Source organism: Pantoea sp. WMus005, from assembly GCF_013415305.1.
Lineage (GTDB): Bacteria > Pseudomonadota > Gammaproteobacteria > Enterobacterales > Enterobacteriaceae > Pantoea > Pantoea rara.
Genome location: NZ_JACBXU010000001.1, coordinates 1,934,008 through 1,950,819, shown reverse-complemented (window position 1 = coordinate 1,950,819; position 16,812 = coordinate 1,934,008). Strand labels below are relative to the sequence as shown.

14 protein-coding genes and 6 tRNA genes are annotated in these 16,812 nt (G+C 52.4%); 5 read left to right on the top strand and 15 right to left on the bottom strand.

All coding sequences use genetic code 11. From position 1 onward, the window contains the following. Position 1: 1 nt before the first annotated feature. The 11 genes from HZZ01_RS08910 to nagB form a co-directional block, all read right to left on the bottom strand. Positions 2-76, bottom strand: a tRNA-Gln gene (locus HZZ01_RS08910). A gap of 6 nt (positions 77-82) precedes the next feature. Next, a tRNA-Met gene (locus HZZ01_RS08905) sits at positions 83-159 on the bottom strand. Positions 160-181: 22 nt separating this feature from the next. Further along, positions 182-256, bottom strand: a tRNA-Gln gene (locus HZZ01_RS08900). A gap of 34 nt (positions 257-290) precedes the next feature. Then, positions 291-365: transfer RNA gene (locus HZZ01_RS08895), tRNA-Gln, on the bottom strand. Between the two features lie 22 nt (positions 366-387). Next, positions 388-472: transfer RNA gene (locus tag HZZ01_RS08890), tRNA-Leu, on the bottom strand. Between the two features lie 9 nt (positions 473-481). After that, a tRNA-Met gene (locus tag HZZ01_RS08885) sits at positions 482-558 on the bottom strand. A gap of 217 nt (positions 559-775) precedes the next feature. Continuing rightward, positions 776-2,443, bottom strand: a complete 1,668-nt coding sequence (gene asnB / locus HZZ01_RS08880; RefSeq protein ID WP_179896535.1) for an asparagine synthase B — start codon at positions 2,441-2,443, stop codon at positions 776-778. A 308-nt stretch (positions 2,444-2,751) separates the two neighbouring features. Then, positions 2,752-3,504: an HAD-IIA family hydrolase gene (locus HZZ01_RS08875; protein ID WP_003852790.1), complete on the bottom strand. Its 753-nt coding sequence runs from the start codon at positions 3,502-3,504 to the stop codon at positions 2,752-2,754. Between the two features lie 39 nt (positions 3,505-3,543). Beyond that, on the bottom strand, positions 3,544-4,764 hold the full coding sequence (locus tag HZZ01_RS08870; protein ID WP_179896534.1) for an N-acetylglucosamine repressor: 1,221 nt from the start codon (positions 4,762-4,764) through the stop codon (positions 3,544-3,546). 7 nt (positions 4,765-4,771) lie between these two features. Continuing rightward, positions 4,772-5,920 (bottom strand): N-acetylglucosamine-6-phosphate deacetylase, encoded by a 1,149-nt coding sequence (gene nagA, locus HZZ01_RS08865; protein WP_179896532.1) that lies wholly within the window; start codon positions 5,918-5,920, stop codon positions 4,772-4,774. Positions 5,921-5,982: 62 nt separating this feature from the next. After that, positions 5,983-6,783, bottom strand: a complete 801-nt coding sequence (nagB, locus tag HZZ01_RS08860; protein ID WP_179896530.1) for a glucosamine-6-phosphate deaminase — start codon at positions 6,781-6,783, stop codon at positions 5,983-5,985. 328 nt (positions 6,784-7,111) lie between these two features. Here nagB and nagE point away from each other — a divergent pair, with 328 nt between their 5' ends. The 3 genes from nagE (at position 7,112) to HZZ01_RS08845 (ending at position 11,591) form a co-directional block, all read left to right on the top strand. Beyond that, entirely contained in the window at positions 7,112-9,139 is a 2,028-nt protein-coding gene (gene nagE, locus HZZ01_RS08855) for an N-acetylglucosamine-specific PTS transporter subunit IIBC (protein ID WP_179896528.1), read from the top strand. Positions 9,140-9,293: 154 nt separating this feature from the next. Then, positions 9,294-10,961 (top strand): glutamine--tRNA ligase, encoded by a 1,668-nt coding sequence (gene glnS / locus HZZ01_RS08850; RefSeq protein ID WP_179896526.1) that lies wholly within the window; start codon positions 9,294-9,296, stop codon positions 10,959-10,961. A gap of 234 nt (positions 10,962-11,195) precedes the next feature. Then, positions 11,196-11,591, top strand: coding sequence for a hypothetical protein (locus tag HZZ01_RS08845; RefSeq protein ID WP_090963002.1), 396 nt, complete (start codon positions 11,196-11,198; stop codon positions 11,589-11,591). 67 nt (positions 11,592-11,658) lie between these two features. Here HZZ01_RS08845 and fur read toward each other — a convergent pair whose 3' ends face one another. The 4 genes from fur to ybfF all read right to left on the bottom strand — a co-directional run bounded on the left by fur (position 11,659) and on the right by ybfF (position 14,321). After that, positions 11,659-12,102 carry a ferric iron uptake transcriptional regulator gene (fur, locus tag HZZ01_RS08840; protein ID WP_003852805.1) on the bottom strand — a complete coding sequence of 148 codons (444 nt, stop codon included), beginning with the start codon at positions 12,100-12,102 and terminating at the stop codon, positions 11,659-11,661. A gap of 347 nt (positions 12,103-12,449) precedes the next feature. Next, positions 12,450-12,980, bottom strand: coding sequence for a flavodoxin FldA (fldA, locus tag HZZ01_RS08835; RefSeq protein WP_179896524.1), 531 nt, complete (start codon positions 12,978-12,980; stop codon positions 12,450-12,452). A 132-nt stretch (positions 12,981-13,112) separates the two neighbouring features. Beyond that, complete coding sequence (gene ybfE / locus HZZ01_RS08830; RefSeq protein ID WP_003852811.1) at positions 13,113-13,388, bottom strand: LexA regulated protein; 276 nt, start codon at positions 13,386-13,388, stop codon at positions 13,113-13,115. Between the two features lie 168 nt (positions 13,389-13,556). Next, entirely contained in the window at positions 13,557-14,321 is a 765-nt protein-coding gene (gene ybfF, locus HZZ01_RS08825; RefSeq protein ID WP_179896522.1) for an esterase, read from the bottom strand. A gap of 250 nt (positions 14,322-14,571) precedes the next feature. Between ybfF and seqA the strand changes: the two genes are divergently transcribed. Together seqA and pgm are read left to right on the top strand one after the other, a co-directional pair. Beyond that, positions 14,572-15,117, top strand: coding sequence for a replication initiation negative regulator SeqA (gene seqA, locus HZZ01_RS08820; RefSeq protein WP_179896520.1), 546 nt, complete (start codon positions 14,572-14,574; stop codon positions 15,115-15,117). A gap of 27 nt (positions 15,118-15,144) precedes the next feature. Further along, positions 15,145-16,785 (top strand): phosphoglucomutase (alpha-D-glucose-1,6-bisphosphate-dependent), encoded by a 1,641-nt coding sequence (gene pgm, locus HZZ01_RS08815; RefSeq protein ID WP_033731859.1) that lies wholly within the window; start codon positions 15,145-15,147, stop codon positions 16,783-16,785. The last annotated feature ends 27 nt before the right edge of the window (positions 16,786-16,812 follow it).

The window sequence follows — 16,812 nt, the reverse complement described above, 5'->3', positions numbered from 1 at the left end:
ATGGCTGGGGTGCAGGGATTCGAACCCCGGAATGCTGGTATCAGAAACCAGTGCCTTACCGCTTGGCGACACCCCAATTATATGGTGGCTACGACGGGAATCGAACCTGTGACCCCAGCATTATGAGTGCTGTGCTCTAACCAGCTGAGCTACGTAGCCAAATTTTACTGCATTTCAATGATGGCTGGGATACCTGGATTCGAACCAGGGAATGCCGGTATCAAAAACCGGTGCCTTACCGCTTGGCGATATCCCATTCGTCCGTTCTCAGCATCAAGAATCATCGAAATTGGCTGGGATACCTGGATTCGAACCAGGGAATGCCGGTATCAAAAACCGGTGCCTTACCGCTTGGCGATATCCCATCCACGCTGCCGAATAATGAAATGGTGCGGGAGGCGAGACTTGAACTCGCACACCTTGCGGCGCCAGAACCTAAATCTGGTGCGTCTACCAATTTCGCCACTCCCGCAAAAAAAGATGGTGGCTACGACGGGAATCGAACCTGTGACCCCAGCATTATGAGTGCTGTGCTCTAACCAGCTGAGCTACGTAGCCATCTTTTTTTCGCGTTACCTTCATCGGCGTTGCGGGGCGCATTATGCGGAGTTGACCAGACAGCGTCAACAAGTTTTTTACCGTTTTTTGCCAGATAATTGCTGTTTGACTGGCTTATAACCAGCCTGGCGGTTTATTCGGCAATTTTTCAGTGAATACAACGCTAATCGTAAAAAAAATGGGCCGCAGCGACCCATTCTGGCTGCTCTCTGTCTGCTTATTTATAGGCTGACTGATGAACACCTACGGCACGTCCGGAAGGATCGTCCATGTTTTTAAACGCTTCATCCCACTCAATCGCTTTGGCAGAAGAACAGGCGACTGATGGACCGCCAGGCACACACTCTGCCGCGCTCGCTAACGGGAACAGCTCCTCGAAAATCTCACGATAGAGATAGGCTTCTTTCGAACCCGGCGTGTTGAACGGGAAGCGGAAGTGGGCGGTTGCCAGCTGCTGATCGCTGATTTGCTTCGCAGCGACTTCTTTCAATGAGTCGATCCAGCTGTAACCTACACCATCAGAGAACTGCTCTTTCTGGCGCCACGCCACGCTCTCCGGCAGGTAAGAGGAGAAACATTCACGCAGAATGTGTTTCTCCATTTTACCGTTGCTGCCACACATTTTGTCGGCCGGGTTGATACGCATCGCCACATCCAGGAATTTTTTATCCAGAAAGGGGACACGGGCTTCAACGCCCCAGGCGGACATCGCTTTATTGGCACGGGCGCAGTCGAACATGTGCAACGCCTGAAGTTTACGCACGTTTTCTTCGTGGAACTCTTTGGCATTTGGCGCTTTATGGAAGTAAAGATAGCCACCGAACACTTCATCTGCGCCTTCGCCCGACAGCACCATCTTAATGCCCATCGCTTTGATTTTACGCGACATTAAGTACATCGGCGTTGAGGCGCGAATAGTGGTGACGTCATAGGTTTCAATGTGATAAATCACATCGCGAATCGCATCCAGTCCTTCCTGCACGGTGAAATGAATTTCGTGGTGCACGGTGCCCAGATGTTCCGCCACGGTTTTCGCCGCTTTTAAATCGGGTGAACCTTCCAGTCCTACCGCGAAGGAGTGCAGCTGAGGCCACCAGGCATCACTTTTATCCTGATCTTCAACCCGCTTCGCCGCGAAACGCTTGGTCACGGCGGAAATAATGGAAGAGTCCAGACCGCCTGACAGCAGCACGCCGTAAGGGACATCTGACATCAGGTGGCTTTTCACGGACTCTTCCAGGGCATGTTTCAGGCCAGCAGCGTCGGTGGTGTTGTGCTCAACATTTTTGTATTCCATCCAGTCACGCTGCCAGTAACGATGAATTTCGCCATCGGTGCTGGAGAGGTAACTTCCCGGCGGGAACTCTTTGATGGAACGGCAGGCTGGCACCAGCGCTTTCATTTCTGAAGCAACAAACAGGTTGCCATGCTCATCATTACCCATATAGAGCGGGATGATGCCAATGTGGTCGCGACCAATCAGCCAGGTTTTTTTAACGGTGTCATAGAGGATAAAGGCGAACATGCCTTCCAGCTCGTCGAGGAAATCGACACCTTTCTCCTGATAGAGCGCCAGAATGACTTCACAGTCAGAGCCGGTCTGGAATTCGTAGCGATCGCTGAGTTCAGCGCGCAGTGCCTGATGGTTGTAAATCTCGCCGTTAACCGCCAGTACGTGGGTGTGATCGGCGTTGTACAGTGGCTGGGCGCCATTGTTAACGTCAACAATTGAGAGGCGTTCATGCGCCAGAATAGCATGTTCATCCGCGAAGACGCCTGACCAGTCCGGGCCGCGATGACGCATTAAGCGTGAACATTCCAGCGCTTTTTTGCGCAGCTCAACAGGATCGGTTTTCAGATCCAGCACACCAAAAATTGAACACATAGCTGACTCCTGAGCTCACCTTACGGTGATGTTATCTTTTACGTTTGTCCGGCAGCCTGACGCTGCGTGATACATAAGAAAATGCGCTATTTAGTGCATTCAATGCAAGAGGAATCGTGATTTACTGATAAAAATATTGCTCGCATGGCAACAAAATTGAATAAACGATAATTTAAAATGGATTTTGTTGTTGGATCAGCAATGGAATGTGTTTTTTGAGTAAAAAACAGACAGCAAAAGCAGGGGGGGCGGGGCATAAAAGGGGTGACGCATCACAGATTAGCCGGATGCGTCATAAGAGAAATGAATCAGAACAGGTCAATGTCAGCCACAGAAGGGTAGATCCAGTCCGGACGGAACGGCATGGCATCGATATCAGTCAGCGTCGAGACGCCGGACAGCACCAGCACCGTCTCAAGACCCGCCTGAAATCCAGCCAGAATATCGGTGCGCAGGTTGTCACCGACAATCACCGTCTCTTCCGAGTGAGCCTGCATCTTGTTCAGCGCGGCACGCATGATGTAGGGGCTGGGTTTGCCAACCACAAACGGGCGACGGCCAGAGATCTTCTCAATACCCGCACAGAGCGCGCCACAGGCGGGAATAAAACCGCGCGCATGCGTATCCGGGTTAGTGGCAATAAAGCGGGCGCCGTTAGCCACGAAGAAGGCCGCCTTATGCATCATGTCCCAGTTAAACGAGCGCGTCTCTCCGACGATGACAAAATCGGGATTCACATCGGTAATGGTAAAGCCCGCTTTGTAGAGTTCATGAATCAGTGCACCTTCGCCAATCACATAGGCCTTTTTGCCTTCCTGGCGGCGCAGGAAGTCGGCGGTGGCCATCGCGGAGGTATAGAAAACGGATTCAGGAACTTCTACGCCAGCCGAAGCAAAACGGTTAGCCAGATCCTGCTCGGTCTGCGAGGGATAGTTTGTCAGCACCACCAGCGGCATTTCTTTGGCCAGAATGCGCTGTAAAAACTCCTGCGCGCCGGGAACGGCCGTGTTGTCGTGCATCAGCACGCCATCGATATCACAAATTACGCTTTTAATGGTCATAGTCAGATCCGATGTGGCCCGCCACAGCAGCGGGTTAGCTTAGTCTTCAAGAAGATGTTGCAGCAGAATGCCGTTAAGCATGGCACGTTTAGCGAGCGCAAACGCGCCAATCGCAGAACGATGATCCAGGGTAGAACGCACCACCGGCAGATTTTTACGGAAAGCCTCTAAGGCCTGGGTATTGATGCAGCCCTCAATTGCGGGCAGCAGCACTTTTTCTGCTTCTGTGATCTCACCCGCCAGCACCACTTTTTGTGGATTAAACAGGTTGATCGCAATAGCGATCGCTTTGCCGAGATAACGGCCCACATGCTCGACCACTTCACAGGCCAGTGCATCACCCTGATTGGCCGCTTTGCAGATGTGAGACATCTGGCAGGCCTCCAGCGTCAGCGTGCTGGGATGGCCCTGACTCAGCAGATGTCGCACGCGATTTTCAATGGCGCCATTGGCGGCGATGGTTTCCAGGCAGCCAAAGTTGCCGCAATGACAGCGTTCGCCAAGCGGATCGACCTGAATATGGCCGATTTCACCGACGTTGCCGTTGCTGCCGAGAAAAATATGGCCGTTGGCAATAATGCCGGCGCCGGTGCCACGGTGTAAACGCACCAGGATTGAGTCAGCACAATCACGGCTTGCACCGAAGTAGTGCTCGGCCAGCGCCAGGCTGCGAATATCGTGGCCGACAAAACTGGTGACGTTAAAACGTTTTTTCAGGCTGGCGACGAGCGGCCAGTGGCTGACAGAGATGTGCGGCATATAGCGGATCACGCCGTTTATCGGATCGACCAGCCCTGGCAGAATCACGGAAATCGCGATCAGCTCACGTATCTTGCGCTGGTGCTGCTCAATGAAGCCGCTGATGGCGTTAAACAGCGCATGTTCCAGCGTCTCCTGGGTACGTTCCGGCAGCGCATAATCTTCCTGCGCCAGCGATTTACCGCTGAGGTCGAACAGGGTCAGGGTGGCATCATTGCGGCCGAGGCGAACCCCGATGGTATGGAAATGGCGGGTTTCAGTGATAATCGAGATAGCGCGGCGACCACCGGTAGACGCCTGCTGGTCTACCTCTTTAATCAGACCGCGCTCAATTAACTGGCGGGTAATTTTGGTGACGCTGGCGGGCGCGAGCTGGCTAAGTTCGGCAATCTGAATGCGCGATATCGGCCCCTGTTGATCAATCAGCCGGTAAACCGCTGCGCTATTGAGTTGCTTAACAAGATCGACATTTCCTATTTGTGACTGGCCGCCAGTGGTCATTCAGTGCTTACTCGCTCAGGACGTCGTCTCCATTGACAAACGTCTTAATGATTTTAAAGTCGCGCGTAAACACAGTCAGGTTCGCGATTTTTCCTGCTTCGATCGAGCCTAACTGCCTTTCCACGCCCATCGCCCGTGCCGGGTAGAGTGATGCCATGCGTAACGCTTCGTCCAGTGCGATACCTGCATGCTCGACGCTGTTTTGTACCGCTTCAATCATCGTCAGGGCAGAACCACTTAATGTGCCGTTTTCATCGACACAGAGCCCATCGCGATAATAGATTGTTTTTCCTGCAAAAATAAACTCGTTAATGTCAGCGCCAGCGGGTGCAGTGGCATCTGTTACCAGTATCAGCCTGTCGCCTTTAATGCGTTTTGCATTCCGTACGTTAGCGTAATGTACATGTAAACCATCCGCAATAATGCCGCAGTATACATCAGGCGAATCAAACAGCGCACCGATAAGCCCCGGTTCACGTCCGGCAAACACCGGCATGGCATTATAGAGGTGGGTCGCGAAACTCACGCCAGCAGAAAAGCCCGCTTTCGCCTCTTCATAAGTCGCATTTGAATGACCCGCTGAGACGATGATCCCGGCTTCAGTCAGCTGACGAATCACTTCACTGCCAGCGTTTTCTGGTGCCAGGGTGACTTTGGTGATGACGTCGGCGTTGTCACAGAGGTACTGCACCATCGCCGCATCTGGCAGGCGAATAAGCGCTGGATCGTGGGTGCCTTTTTTCGCCTTGCTCAGCCATGGCCCTTCCAGATGCAGGCCCAGCGCCTGATGCTGATGCTTCTGCAGGTAAGCGCGCATGGTTTCAATCGCCCGCTTCATCAGGGCATCGCTACTGGTGATCAGCGTCGGTAAAAAGCTGGTGCAGCCAGACTTTTCATTGGCGCGTTGCATCGTTTCCAGCGTCTCAATACTGAGCGCATCCAGGCTGTCATTGAACTGCACGCCTCCACAGCCATTGAGCTGGAGATCGATAAAGCCGGGCGCAATAATCGCACCCGCCACATCTCGTTGTTCAATATCGGCAGGCAGCGATTCACGCGGGCAGACGCGCGCAATGTGCCCGTCAGCTATCACAACGGCGTGATTATCCAGAACCTCATGGCCGCTGTAGATTCGACCGTTTACTAATGCGTACATCTCTCTTCTCCCGTCCTGGCCTGCTGTCACTCAGCGTAACAGCAGGGCATGACAATGTTCTGTTACACGCCTTTCATATTTTCCGCTTCCATTTCGCGGAAATATTTCACGGTTTTCACTTTCAGTTCGATGGTGGCTGGCTCATCACAGACCACGACCGATTTCGCATGCAGCTGCAGGCAGCTGATGGTCCACATATGATTCACGTTGCCTTCAACCGCCGCCTGTAATGCCTGCGCTTTGACATGGCCGGTAACCAGAATCATCACTTCCTCTGCATCCAGCAGCGTGCCGACGCCGACCGTCAGCGCATATTTTGGTACCTGATCAACGTCACCGTTAAAGAAGCGAGAGTTTGCCACGCGGGTGTCATGGGTCAGGGTTTTAATGCGGGTACGCGAAGCCAGTGAAGAAGCCGGTTCGTTAAAGGCGATATGACCGTCATTGCCGACACCGCCCATAAACAGGTGAATTTTACCCAGTGCGCGAATTTTCTCTTCGTACTGACGACATTCTGCGTCAATATCGGGCGCATTACCATTCAGCAGATTGATATTTTCCGGTTGAATATCAACGTGATCGAAGAAGTTGCGGTACATGAAGCTATGATAGCTTTCCGGATGCTCTTTTGGCAGGCCAACATATTCGTCCATATTGAAGGTTACGACATGTTTGAAACTGACCTGGCCCGCTTTGTGCATATCAATCAGGTGTTTGTATGCCTCCAGTGGCGTGCCGCCAGTAGGCAGACCCAGAACAAAAGGCCTGTCCGCCGTCGGGTTAAACGCATTGATGCGGTTAACAATATGTCGGGCGGCCCATTTACCTACCTGGGTTGGCGTCGCTAAAGGAATCAGTCTCATGTTTCACCTCATTAGAAAATGGAAAGGGGATCGCTAAACCGCTGCGTCTGTCATCAGCCTGAGCAGATTGTCTATTCTCGCTACGGGCGGCGCGTAATTCAATATTTCGGATCATAAAATAAGTTTGGTGTCATAGCCAGATGTTGTCGTATGAAACGATGTTTTTTAGTGATAAAAATCACAGTTACACTGGTTTTAATTTGCGAGGCGAATTAATTTATCATTACACTTCGCTGCGTGATATCAAGTGTATTAACGATCTTTGCAGCTGACATAACAACTTTAAGCGGCGCAAAGCGACTAGTCAGGCTCATAGGGGGAAGGGGATATGTTAGGTTACTTACAAAAGGTGGGGCGTGCACTGATGGTGCCGGTAGCAACCCTGCCAGCAGCAGCAATATTGATGGGGGTAGGTTACTGGATTGATCACGACAGCTGGGGTGCCGGCAATGCGCTGGCTGCGTTACTGATCAAGTCCGGTTCTGCCATCATTGAAAACATGTCGGTGCTGTTTGCGATTGGTGTCGCGTATGGCATGTCGAAAGATAAAGATGGTGCGGCAGCCCTGAGCGGCTTTGTCGGATTCCTGGTGGTCACCACGCTCTGCTCACCGGCTGCGGTGGCGATGATACAGAAGATGCCGGTTGACCAGGTGCCTGTGGCGTTTGGCAAAATTAATAACCAGTTTGTCGGTATTCTGGTCGGTATCCTGTCAGCGGAGGTCTATAACCGCTTCAGCCACGTCGAGCTGCCGAAAGCACTCTCCTTCTTCAGCGGACGACGACTGGTGCCGATTCTGGTCTCGTTCCTGATGATCCTGGTCGCCTTTATCCTGATGTATATCTGGCCGGTAATCTTTAACGGGCTGGTTAACTTCGGTGAACATATCCAGAAACTCGGCTCTGCCGGTGCCGGTATCTACGCCTTCTTCAACCGTCTGCTGATTCCGGTCGGTCTGCATCACGCCCTGAACTCGGTGTTCTGGTTTGACGTTGCGGGCATTAATGACATTCCTAAATTCCTGGGCGGTGCGCAGTCACTGGCAAATGGAACCGCAACCGTGGGCATTACCGGCCGTTACCAGGCGGGCTTCTTCCCGATTATGATGTTTGGTCTGCCGGGTGCGGCGCTGGCCATCTACCACTGTGCGCGTCCTGAGAACCGCGTCAAAGTCGGCAGTATTATGCTGGCTGCTGCGTTTGCGGCCTTCTTTACGGGTATCACCGAACCACTGGAGTTCTCCTTCATGTTCGTGGCGCCTGTGCTCTATCTGATCCACGCCGTCCTGACCGGTATTTCTGTCTTCATCGCCGCCAGCATGCACTGGATTGCCGGATTTGGTTTCAGCGCCGGGCTGGTGGATATGGTGCTGTCGACCCGTAATCCATTGGCCACACACTGGTACATGCTGATTCCGCAGGGTCTGGTCTTCTTCGTTATCTACTACGTGGTGTTCCGCTTCACTATCAAAAAATTCAACCTGATGACGCCGGGCCGCGAGCTGGCGGTTGCCGGTGATGAAAGCGATGGCTATGACGTTAACGTGGATAAAACGGATAATGGTGAAACCGCCACTGAATCCCTGGCGCGCCGTTATATTGGTGCGGTGGGTGGTTCAGCGAACTTAACCAGCATCGATGCCTGTATCACCCGTCTGCGTCTTAATGTGACTGATTCCGCTCAGGTTAATGAGGCTGTGGCGAAGCGTCTTGGTGCATCCGGCGTGATTCGTCTTAACAAACAGAGCGTGCAGATCATCGTGGGCACCCAGGCAGAAAGCATTGCCTCGGCCATGAAAAAAGTGCTGACCAAAGGTCCGGTTGCTGCAGCGGCTACCAGCAGCACACCCGCTGAGCCGGACGTGAAACCGCAGGCAGTACTGAACAGTGAGAAACGTGTCATCGCAACCCTGCTGGCACCGGTAACGGGCGAAGTGGTTGCGCTGGAGGATGTGCCGGATGAAGCCTTCGCCAGCAAAGCGGTGGGTGACGGTCTGGCGATCAAACCCAGCGACAAATGGGTCGTGGCACCGATAGCGGGTACGCTGGTTAAAATCTTCAACACCAATCACGCCTTCTGTCTGGAAACGGACAACGGCGTAGAGATTGTGGTGCATATGGGACTGGATACCGTGGCGCTGGAAGGTAAAGGCTTTACCCGCCTGGTTGAAGAGGGGGCCACTGTGGTTGCCGGTCAGCCTGTACTGGAAATGGACCTTGAATTCCTGAATGCGAACGCCCGTTCAATGGTGAGTCCGGTCGTGGTCAGCAACAGCGATGATTTCGCAGGGCTGACGTTACTGGCTCGCGGCCAGGTGGTGGCGGGTGAAACCCCGCTGTATGAAGTGAAAGGCTAATCCCCCCGCAACAGAACCCCACAGGCAGGAAGCGATTCCTGCCTTTTTTGTTTTAAAGGCTTAACAAACGGTTGTTTCCCTCAGACGCTTTGTGGATCATACTCCGTTACTTCATGGTACAAATCACCCGTTATTCGTATTGAGGATTTTTGAGATGAGTGAGGCTGAAGCCCGCCCAACTAACTTTATTCGTCAGATCATTGACGAAGATTTGGCGAGCGGTAAGCACAGCAGCGTGCATACCCGTTTCCCGCCAGAGCCCAATGGCTATCTGCATATTGGTCATGCGAAATCGATCTGTCTGAATTTTGGCATCGCCCAGGATTATCAGGGGCAATGCAACCTGCGTTTCGACGATACCAATCCGGTTAAAGAGGATCTGGAATTTGTCGAATCCATCAAGCGTGACGTCCAGTGGCTGGGTTTTGAGTGGAGCGGTGAGGTCTGTTACTCATCAAACTATTTTGATCAGCTTTATCACTATGCTATCGAGCTGATTTCCAAAGGTCTGGCCTACGTTGATGAACTGAGCCCGGATCAGATTCGCGAATATCGCGGCACCCTGAAAGAGGCTGGCAAAAACAGCCCTTATCGCGATCGCAGCGTGGAAGAAAACCTGGCGCTGTTTGAGAAGATGCGTAACGGTGAGTTTGCCGAGGGCACTGCCTGTCTGCGCGCTAAAATCGACATGGCCTCTACTTTCATCGTGATGCGCGATCCGGTGCTGTATCGCATCAAGTTCGCGGAACACCACCAGACGGGCAATAAGTGGTGCATCTATCCGATGTATGACTTTACCCACTGCATCTCCGATGCGCTGGAAGGCATTACACACTCGCTGTGTACGCTGGAGTTCCAGGACAACCGCCGTCTTTATGACTGGGTACTGGATAACATCACGATTCCGGTTCATCCGCGCCAGTACGAGTTCTCACGTCTGAATCTGGAGTATGCGGTGATGTCAAAACGCAAACTCACTCAGCTGGTGACCGAGAAGCACGTTGAAGGCTGGGACGATCCGCGCATGCTGACCGTTTCAGGTCTGCGTCGTCGTGGTTATACCGCGGCTTCTATCCGCGAGTTCTGCCGTCGTATTGGCGTGACCAAACAGGATAACATTGTGGAGATGGCCTCGCTGGAGTCCTGTATCCGTGATGACCTGAATGAGAATGCGCCACGCGCCATGGCGGTGCTGGATCCGCTTAAAGTGGTGATTGAAAACCTGCCAGCCGGCCACAGCGAAATCATCACCATGCCAAATCATCCGGGCAAGCCTGAGATGGGTACGCGTGAAGTGCCGTTCAGCCGTGAAATCTGGATTGATCGTGCAGATTTCCGTGAAGAGGCGAATAAGCAGTATAAGCGTCTGGTACTGGGCAAAGAAGTTCGCCTGCGCAACGCCTATGTGATTCGCGCTGAGCGGGTCGCTAAGGATGAAGCGGGTAACATTACCTGTATCTATTGCACCAGCGATGTTGATACGCTCAGTAAAGATCCAGCGGATGGCCGCAAGGTCAAAGGGGTGATTCACTGGGTGTCTGCTGATCACGCGCAACCTGCTGAGTTCCGTCTGTATGACCGTCTGTTCAGCGTGCCGAATCCGGGCGCGGCAGAGGACTTCCTGGCGGTGATCAACCCTGAGTCACTGGCGATCAAACAGGGTTTTGTTGAACCCGGCCTGCGCGATGTGGAACCGACTACACCGTTCCAGTTTGAGCGTGAAGGTTATTTCTGCGCTGACAGCGTTTACTCTAAACCGTCGCAGCTGGTGTTTAACCGCACCGTCGGTCTTCGTGATACCTGGACGAAAACCGGCGAATAATTTTTTGTGGCTGACCTCATAAAATGACTCAAGGGCGATTTATCGCCCTTTTTTATTGCCCCGATTTTTACCATTGCCGACGTTTGTTCTGCATTAACTGCAACTGGTTAAATGCCACAGTGTGAGAGAAATCTGAGTTTAAAAAAATTAATCAATTTACAGATGTGAATTATCCGCTTTCAGGTAGGCTATTCGCTCTCAGAGGTTGCACAGCGGGTTACAGAAGGAAAAAAAATGACCGTTCTCGCCCAGGAAGCCAGAAACAGTGTTGTCGTTTTACATCAGCTCATTGAACGTATTTTTAATCAGCCTGCCGGATCTGACGACAGTTTTGAGCTGTTGATGTCCTATTTTCATCCTGACTTCCGCATGGTGACCCCGAAGGGCAAAGAGTACAATCTGAACGAAGTTGAAGATCTTTTCCGACAGTTGCAGGGGCAACGGGAAGGGATGCGCATTGCCACATGCGAACATGTGATCCTCTCTCATCATGATAAAGAGATCACCGTACAATATCGCGAAATGCAGATGATGAATGGCAATAACCATAGCCGCATCTCGCTGGCGATACTGGATTGCAGCAGCTCAATTCCGCGCTGGCGTTATCTGCAGGAGACGCTGGTTGCCTGATACGTTACAGCAGAAATCAGACGAAAAAAAACCGGTGAATTCACCGGTTTTTTAATTTCAGGCCGCATTACTGATCGTGCAGGGTTTCGTTTTCCCGGCAATCGCCCAGTGTGCAGTGTCCATAAAGATAGAGGCTGTGGTTAGTCAGCTTGATGCCATGGCGGGTCGCGATTTCACGCTGACGCGTTTCGATCGACTCATCGCTGAACTCAATAACCTTGCCGCAATCCAGGCAGATCAGGTGATCGTGGTGATGCTGCTGCGTCAGTTCAAAGACCGATTTACCGCCTTCAAAATTGTGGCGGGTAACAATACCGGCGTCATCGAACTGATTCAGAACACGGTAAACGGTAGCCAGGCCAATCTCTTCGCCGATATCAATCAGGCGTTTGTACAAATCTTCCGCACTGACGTGATGGCACTCAGGTTCCTGAAGCACTTCCAGAATTTTCAGTCTGGGCAGTGTCACTTTCAGGCCAGCCTTCTTTAATGCGGTGTTGTTGTCAGTCATGCGGATTTTGTCCTGTTACTAATATTCACTTTTGTGGCTTGTCGCCTTGAATGTCGATCTTCACTCATTCTCATTTGCGTCTCATTATAGAACTGAAGCGCTGAAATGAAAACCAGTGGGCGTGCCAGAATCATCATGGGCTATTGGGGATAAGTCACCGGGCCGGGGAGGATTGTGGCAGATGTCTGTTTGTACATCGCTTAGTCTTGCCGCTAAGAGAATAAGCGGAAGATCGATGCGGGTATTCTACAGATTAAACGGAGAAAGTTAAAAAAATGTGGCTATTATTTCTATAGGAATTTCCATTGCCTCAATGTGAGCTGGCGCTCACATTGAGGCAGACGGGATCAGGCTTCGATAATCTCTTTCAATTGCAGTTCATCAAAGATCTGCTTAACCCATTGTTCTACACGCTGGTTAGTCAGTTCAGGCTGACGATCTTCGTCAATGGCCAGACCCAGGAAGTGAGTATCATCGGCTAGCCCTTTTGATGCCTCAAAGTGATATCCGTCTGTTGGCCAGTGTCCGACGATTACCGCGCCGTGTGGCTCAATGATGTCGCGAATAGTGCCCATCGCATCACAGAAATATTCTGCGTAATCTTCCTGATCGCCACAGCCAAAAAGCGCAACCAGCTTGCCGTTGAAATCGATCTCTTCCAGCGTCGGGAAAAAGTCATCCCAGTCGCACTGCGCTTCGCCGTAGTACCAGGTCGGAATGCCCAGCAGCAGGATATCAAACGCTTCCAGATCTTCTTTTGTGCTTTTCGCGATGTCATGCACTTCTGCAACGTCAGTACCCAGCTGTTTCTGGATCATTTTTGCAATATTTTCGGTATTGCCGGTATCGCTGCCAAAGAAGATGCCTACGAGTGCCATGAGTAAAATAACCTCTTAAATCCTGATGATGAGATGTGTGCCGCAGCACATTTCAGCGAATAATAGCAGACGAGAGAAAACCGGTGAACGGTTAAAGCCCCGACATTTGCTTCTGCGTGCGATTTGCGCGCATCAATCCAGTTTGAGCTGCGCCAGCAGCATCTGTTCAATGAGTTCGCTGCGACTGAGATTACGCTGTTCTGCCAGCGTATTGAGTGCATCGACGGCTTCACTGTTCATTTTCAGTTCGACACGACGAAGTCCGCGTCCTTTGTCACGTTTAAGCTGATTGCGCTTGTTGATGCGCAGCTGTTCATCACGCGACAGCGGACTGGTTTTGGGTCGACCAGGGCGGCGCTCATCAGCAAAGAGATCGAGCGTCGTGCGGTCAGTCTGTTCTTTTGCCATGGCTTAGTAAAACTGAATGGGGGCGGGCGCCAGACACTCACCGCGCAGATTATAAATTAATGGCTATTGCCACAGCAAAACTGACTCGCGGCAAAATTTTAGCGCGCCATCATACTTCACGCGTACTCCTGACGCCAATCCTAAACTTTTGCCGCCATCTGATTGCTTTTAAAGCGCAAAAAAACGACGAACAGTGCGCAAAACGGCATCGGGTTTCTCTGCGTGAACCCAGTGTCCCGCACCACCGATCACATGGGCCTGAGCCGCCGGAAATTGCTGCAGCAACGCATCGCGATAACGGTTATCCAGATAACTGGAGTCGCCGCCGCGAATGAAGAGTGCCGGATGATTCCAGGCAGGCACCGTCTGCCAGCCAGAAATCGTAGTGTAGTTATCCCACAGCACCGGCACGTTGAATCGCCACTCGCCCTCCTGAAAAGATTTCAACAGGAACTGAATTACGCCTTCTTCATCAATCACCGTGCGCATAATGCGGGCCGCCTCGCTGCGGGATGAAACGCCCGCATCCGTCACGGCACAAATACCTGCAAATATCTGGTCATGGCGGCGGGTCTGGTAGTCCACAGGGGCGATATCAATCATCACCAGTCGCTCAATGCGGTCCGGTACAAGCGCGCTCATGGTCATGGCGATTTTACCGCCCATCGAGTGGCCGATCACCGCGACGCGCTCAATGCCGTGTGCATCCAGCGTATCGACCATATCCTGCGCCATTACAGCGTAGTTCATCTCGTCAGATCGGGGTGAGAGTCCGTGGTTGCGGACATCAACCTGCAGCAGAGGACCGGCATCTTTCAGGCCGCGTGCCAGCACGCCAAGGTTATCCAGACTGCCAAACAGGCCGTGAATTAACAGGATGGGCAGGGAATCCGCAGAGGATTGTTCAGTTTGCAGACGGGCGTTCAAAATCATAGCAAAGTTCTTAAGTTTGAGACCTGAGCTTAGGTTATCATGGTTTCACCTTTTCAGGCGCGCTGGTTCCGGCGGCATTAGGACATATTCTGACTTTTGCCCGTAAACCGTTTGATTGCTAACAACCCGCCTGAATTTAACTTTATAATCCTGATGTTAGAACCCACACATCCTTTGAATTGCCTGACTATACTCAGATCTTTTCAGGAAACAGGTGGTTCTGTCATGAGAAAGAACCGTACGGAATAAGATGAAAACGATCGAAGTTGACGAAGAGCTCTACCGTTATATTGCCAGCCACACGCAACACATTGGTGAAAGCGCATCCGACATTCTGCGTCGTATGCTGAAATTCACGGCCGGTCAGACTGCACCCGCTTCGCCTGTACAGCCAGCGTCAAAAGAGGCAGCGAAAGAGTCCCAGGTTTCTGTGGGTTCGCGCCCACAGGATCGTGTCCGCGCGGTGCGTGAGCTGCTGCTCTCCGATGAATATGCGGAGCAGAAGCGGGCGGTGAATCGCTTTATGCTTATCTTGTCAACGCTCTATCGTCTTGATACCGCAGCCTTTGCTGAGGCTACTGCATCGCTGCAGGGCCGTACCCGCGTCTATTTTGCAGGTGATGAGCATACGCTGTTGCAAAATGGCACCCATACTAAGCCGAAGCATGTACCCGGCACCCCGTACTGGGTGATCACCAACACCAATACTGGTCGTAAATGCAGCATGGTCGAACACATCATGCTCTCGATGCAGTTCCCTGCGGAACTGACCGAGAAAGTTTGCGGCACCATTTAAAAACTTAAGCGTCAGGGAGCAGCGCCAATGGCCAATCACCCACGTGCCGGGCAACCCGCCCAGCAGAGCGATTTGATTAACGTTGCACAATTAACGTCACAATATTATGTCCTGCAGCCCGATGTGGCGAACCCGGAACATGCGGTGAAATTTGGCACCTCTGGCCATCGCGGCAGTGCAGGGCGTCAAAGCTTCAACGAGATGCACATTCTGGCGATCGCTCAGGCAATTGCCGAAGAGCGTAAAAAGAACGGCATCACCGGGCCGTGCTACGTCGGTAAAGACACTCATGCGCTGTCAGAGCCGGCTATCCTGTCGGTACTGGAAGTGCTTGCGGCGAACGGCGTTGATGTGATTGTGCAGCAGGACAATGGCTATACGCCGACCCCTGCGATCTCAAATGCTATTCTTGAGCACAACAAAGCGGGTGGCCCGCTGGCTGACGGCATCGTCATCACGCCATCGCACAACCCACCGGAAGATGGCGGCATCAAGTACAACCCACCTAACGGCGGGCCGGCTGATACCAATGTCACCAAAGTGGTGGAAGATCGCGCCAACCAGCTGATCAAAGATGGGCTGAAAGAGGTTAAGCGTCTGCCACTGGAACAGGCTATGGCCAGCGGTCACGTGGTCGAGAAAGATCTGATCCAGCCTTACGTTGAAGGTCTGGCAGAAATCATCGACTTCCCGGCAATTCAGAAAGCAGGCCTGAAGCTGGGTGTTGATCCCCTTGGCGGCTCTGGTATTGCTTACTGGCAGCGTATTGCTGAGCACTACAAGCTGGATCTGACGCTGGTGAATGACGCGGTCGATCAGACCTTCCGCTTTATGCATCTGGATAAAGATGGCGTGGTGCGTATGGACTGCTCATCTGAAAGTGCAATGGCAGGCCTGCTGGCCTACCGTGACAAGTTTGATCTGGCGTTCGGTAACGATCCCGATTATGACCGTCACGGCATTGTGACTCCAGCAGGTCTGATGAATCCGAACCACTATCTGGCGGTTGCAATCAACTATCTGTTCCAGCATCGTCCACAGTGGGGCCAGGATGTTGCCGTGGGTAAAACCCTGGTCTCCAGCGCCATGATTGACCGTGTGGTCAACGACATTGGTCGCAAGCTGGTGGAAGTGCCGGTTGGTTTCAAATGGTTTGTTGATGGTCTGTATGACGGCAGCTTCGGTTTCGGCGGCGAAGAGAGCGCGGGTGCTTCATTCCTGCGCTTCGACGGTACGCCGTGGTCAACGGACAAAGACGGCATCATCATGTGTCTGCTGGCGGCTGAAATTACTGCCGTAACCGGTAAAAATCCGCAGCAGCACTATGACGAGCTGGCCGCACGCTTTGGCGCACCAAGCTATAACCGTCTGCAGGCATCAGCCACTTCAGCGCAGAAAGCTGCGTTGTCGAAGCTGTCACCAGAGATGGTGAGCGCGGATACGCTGGCGGGTGATCCTATCACCGCGCGTCTGACGGCCGCGCCAGGTAACGGTGCTTCTATCGGCGGTCTGAAAGTAATGACGGAGAATGGCTGGTTTGCTGCCCGTCCTTCAGGCACCGAAGACGCCTACAAAATCTACTGTGAAAGCTTCCTGGGCGCAGAACACCGCGCGCAGATTGAGAAAGAAGCTGTAGAGATTGTCAGCGAAGTGCTGAAAAACGCCTGATAAGTCAGGATGAGAAAAGGCGCCTCT

What these genes read in the sequence shown, in the direction of transcription:
- asnB (WP_179896535.1), bottom strand. Translation starts at nt 2,443, where the DNA reads ATGTGTTCAATTTTTGGTGTGCTGGATCTGAAAACCGATCCTGTTGAG.
- HZZ01_RS08875 (WP_003852790.1), bottom strand. Translation starts at nt 3,504, where the DNA reads ATGACCATTAAAAGCGTAATTTGTGATATCGATGGCGTGCTGATGCAC.
- HZZ01_RS08870 (WP_179896534.1), bottom strand. Translation starts at nt 4,764, where the DNA reads ATGACCACTGGCGGCCAGTCACAAATAGGAAATGTCGATCTTGTTAAG.
- nagA (WP_179896532.1), bottom strand. Translation starts at nt 5,920, where the DNA reads ATGTACGCATTAGTAAACGGTCGAATCTACAGCGGCCATGAGGTTCTG.
- nagB (WP_179896530.1), bottom strand. Translation starts at nt 6,783, where the DNA reads ATGAGACTGATTCCTTTAGCGACGCCAACCCAGGTAGGTAAATGGGCC.
- nagE (WP_179896528.1), top strand. Translation starts at nt 7,112, where the DNA reads ATGTTAGGTTACTTACAAAAGGTGGGGCGTGCACTGATGGTGCCGGTA.
- glnS (WP_179896526.1), top strand. Translation starts at nt 9,294, where the DNA reads ATGAGTGAGGCTGAAGCCCGCCCAACTAACTTTATTCGTCAGATCATT.
- HZZ01_RS08845 (WP_090963002.1), top strand. Translation starts at nt 11,196, where the DNA reads ATGACCGTTCTCGCCCAGGAAGCCAGAAACAGTGTTGTCGTTTTACAT.
- fur (WP_003852805.1), bottom strand. Translation starts at nt 12,102, where the DNA reads ATGACTGACAACAACACCGCATTAAAGAAGGCTGGCCTGAAAGTGACA.
- fldA (WP_179896524.1), bottom strand. Translation starts at nt 12,980, where the DNA reads ATGGCACTCGTAGGCATCTTCTTTGGCAGCGATACCGGCAATACCGAA.
- ybfE (WP_003852811.1), bottom strand. Translation starts at nt 13,388, where the DNA reads ATGGCAAAAGAACAGACTGACCGCACGACGCTCGATCTCTTTGCTGAT.
- ybfF (WP_179896522.1), bottom strand. Translation starts at nt 14,321, where the DNA reads ATGATTTTGAACGCCCGTCTGCAAACTGAACAATCCTCTGCGGATTCC.
- seqA (WP_179896520.1), top strand. Translation starts at nt 14,572, where the DNA reads ATGAAAACGATCGAAGTTGACGAAGAGCTCTACCGTTATATTGCCAGC.
- pgm (WP_033731859.1), top strand. Translation starts at nt 15,145, where the DNA reads ATGGCCAATCACCCACGTGCCGGGCAACCCGCCCAGCAGAGCGATTTG.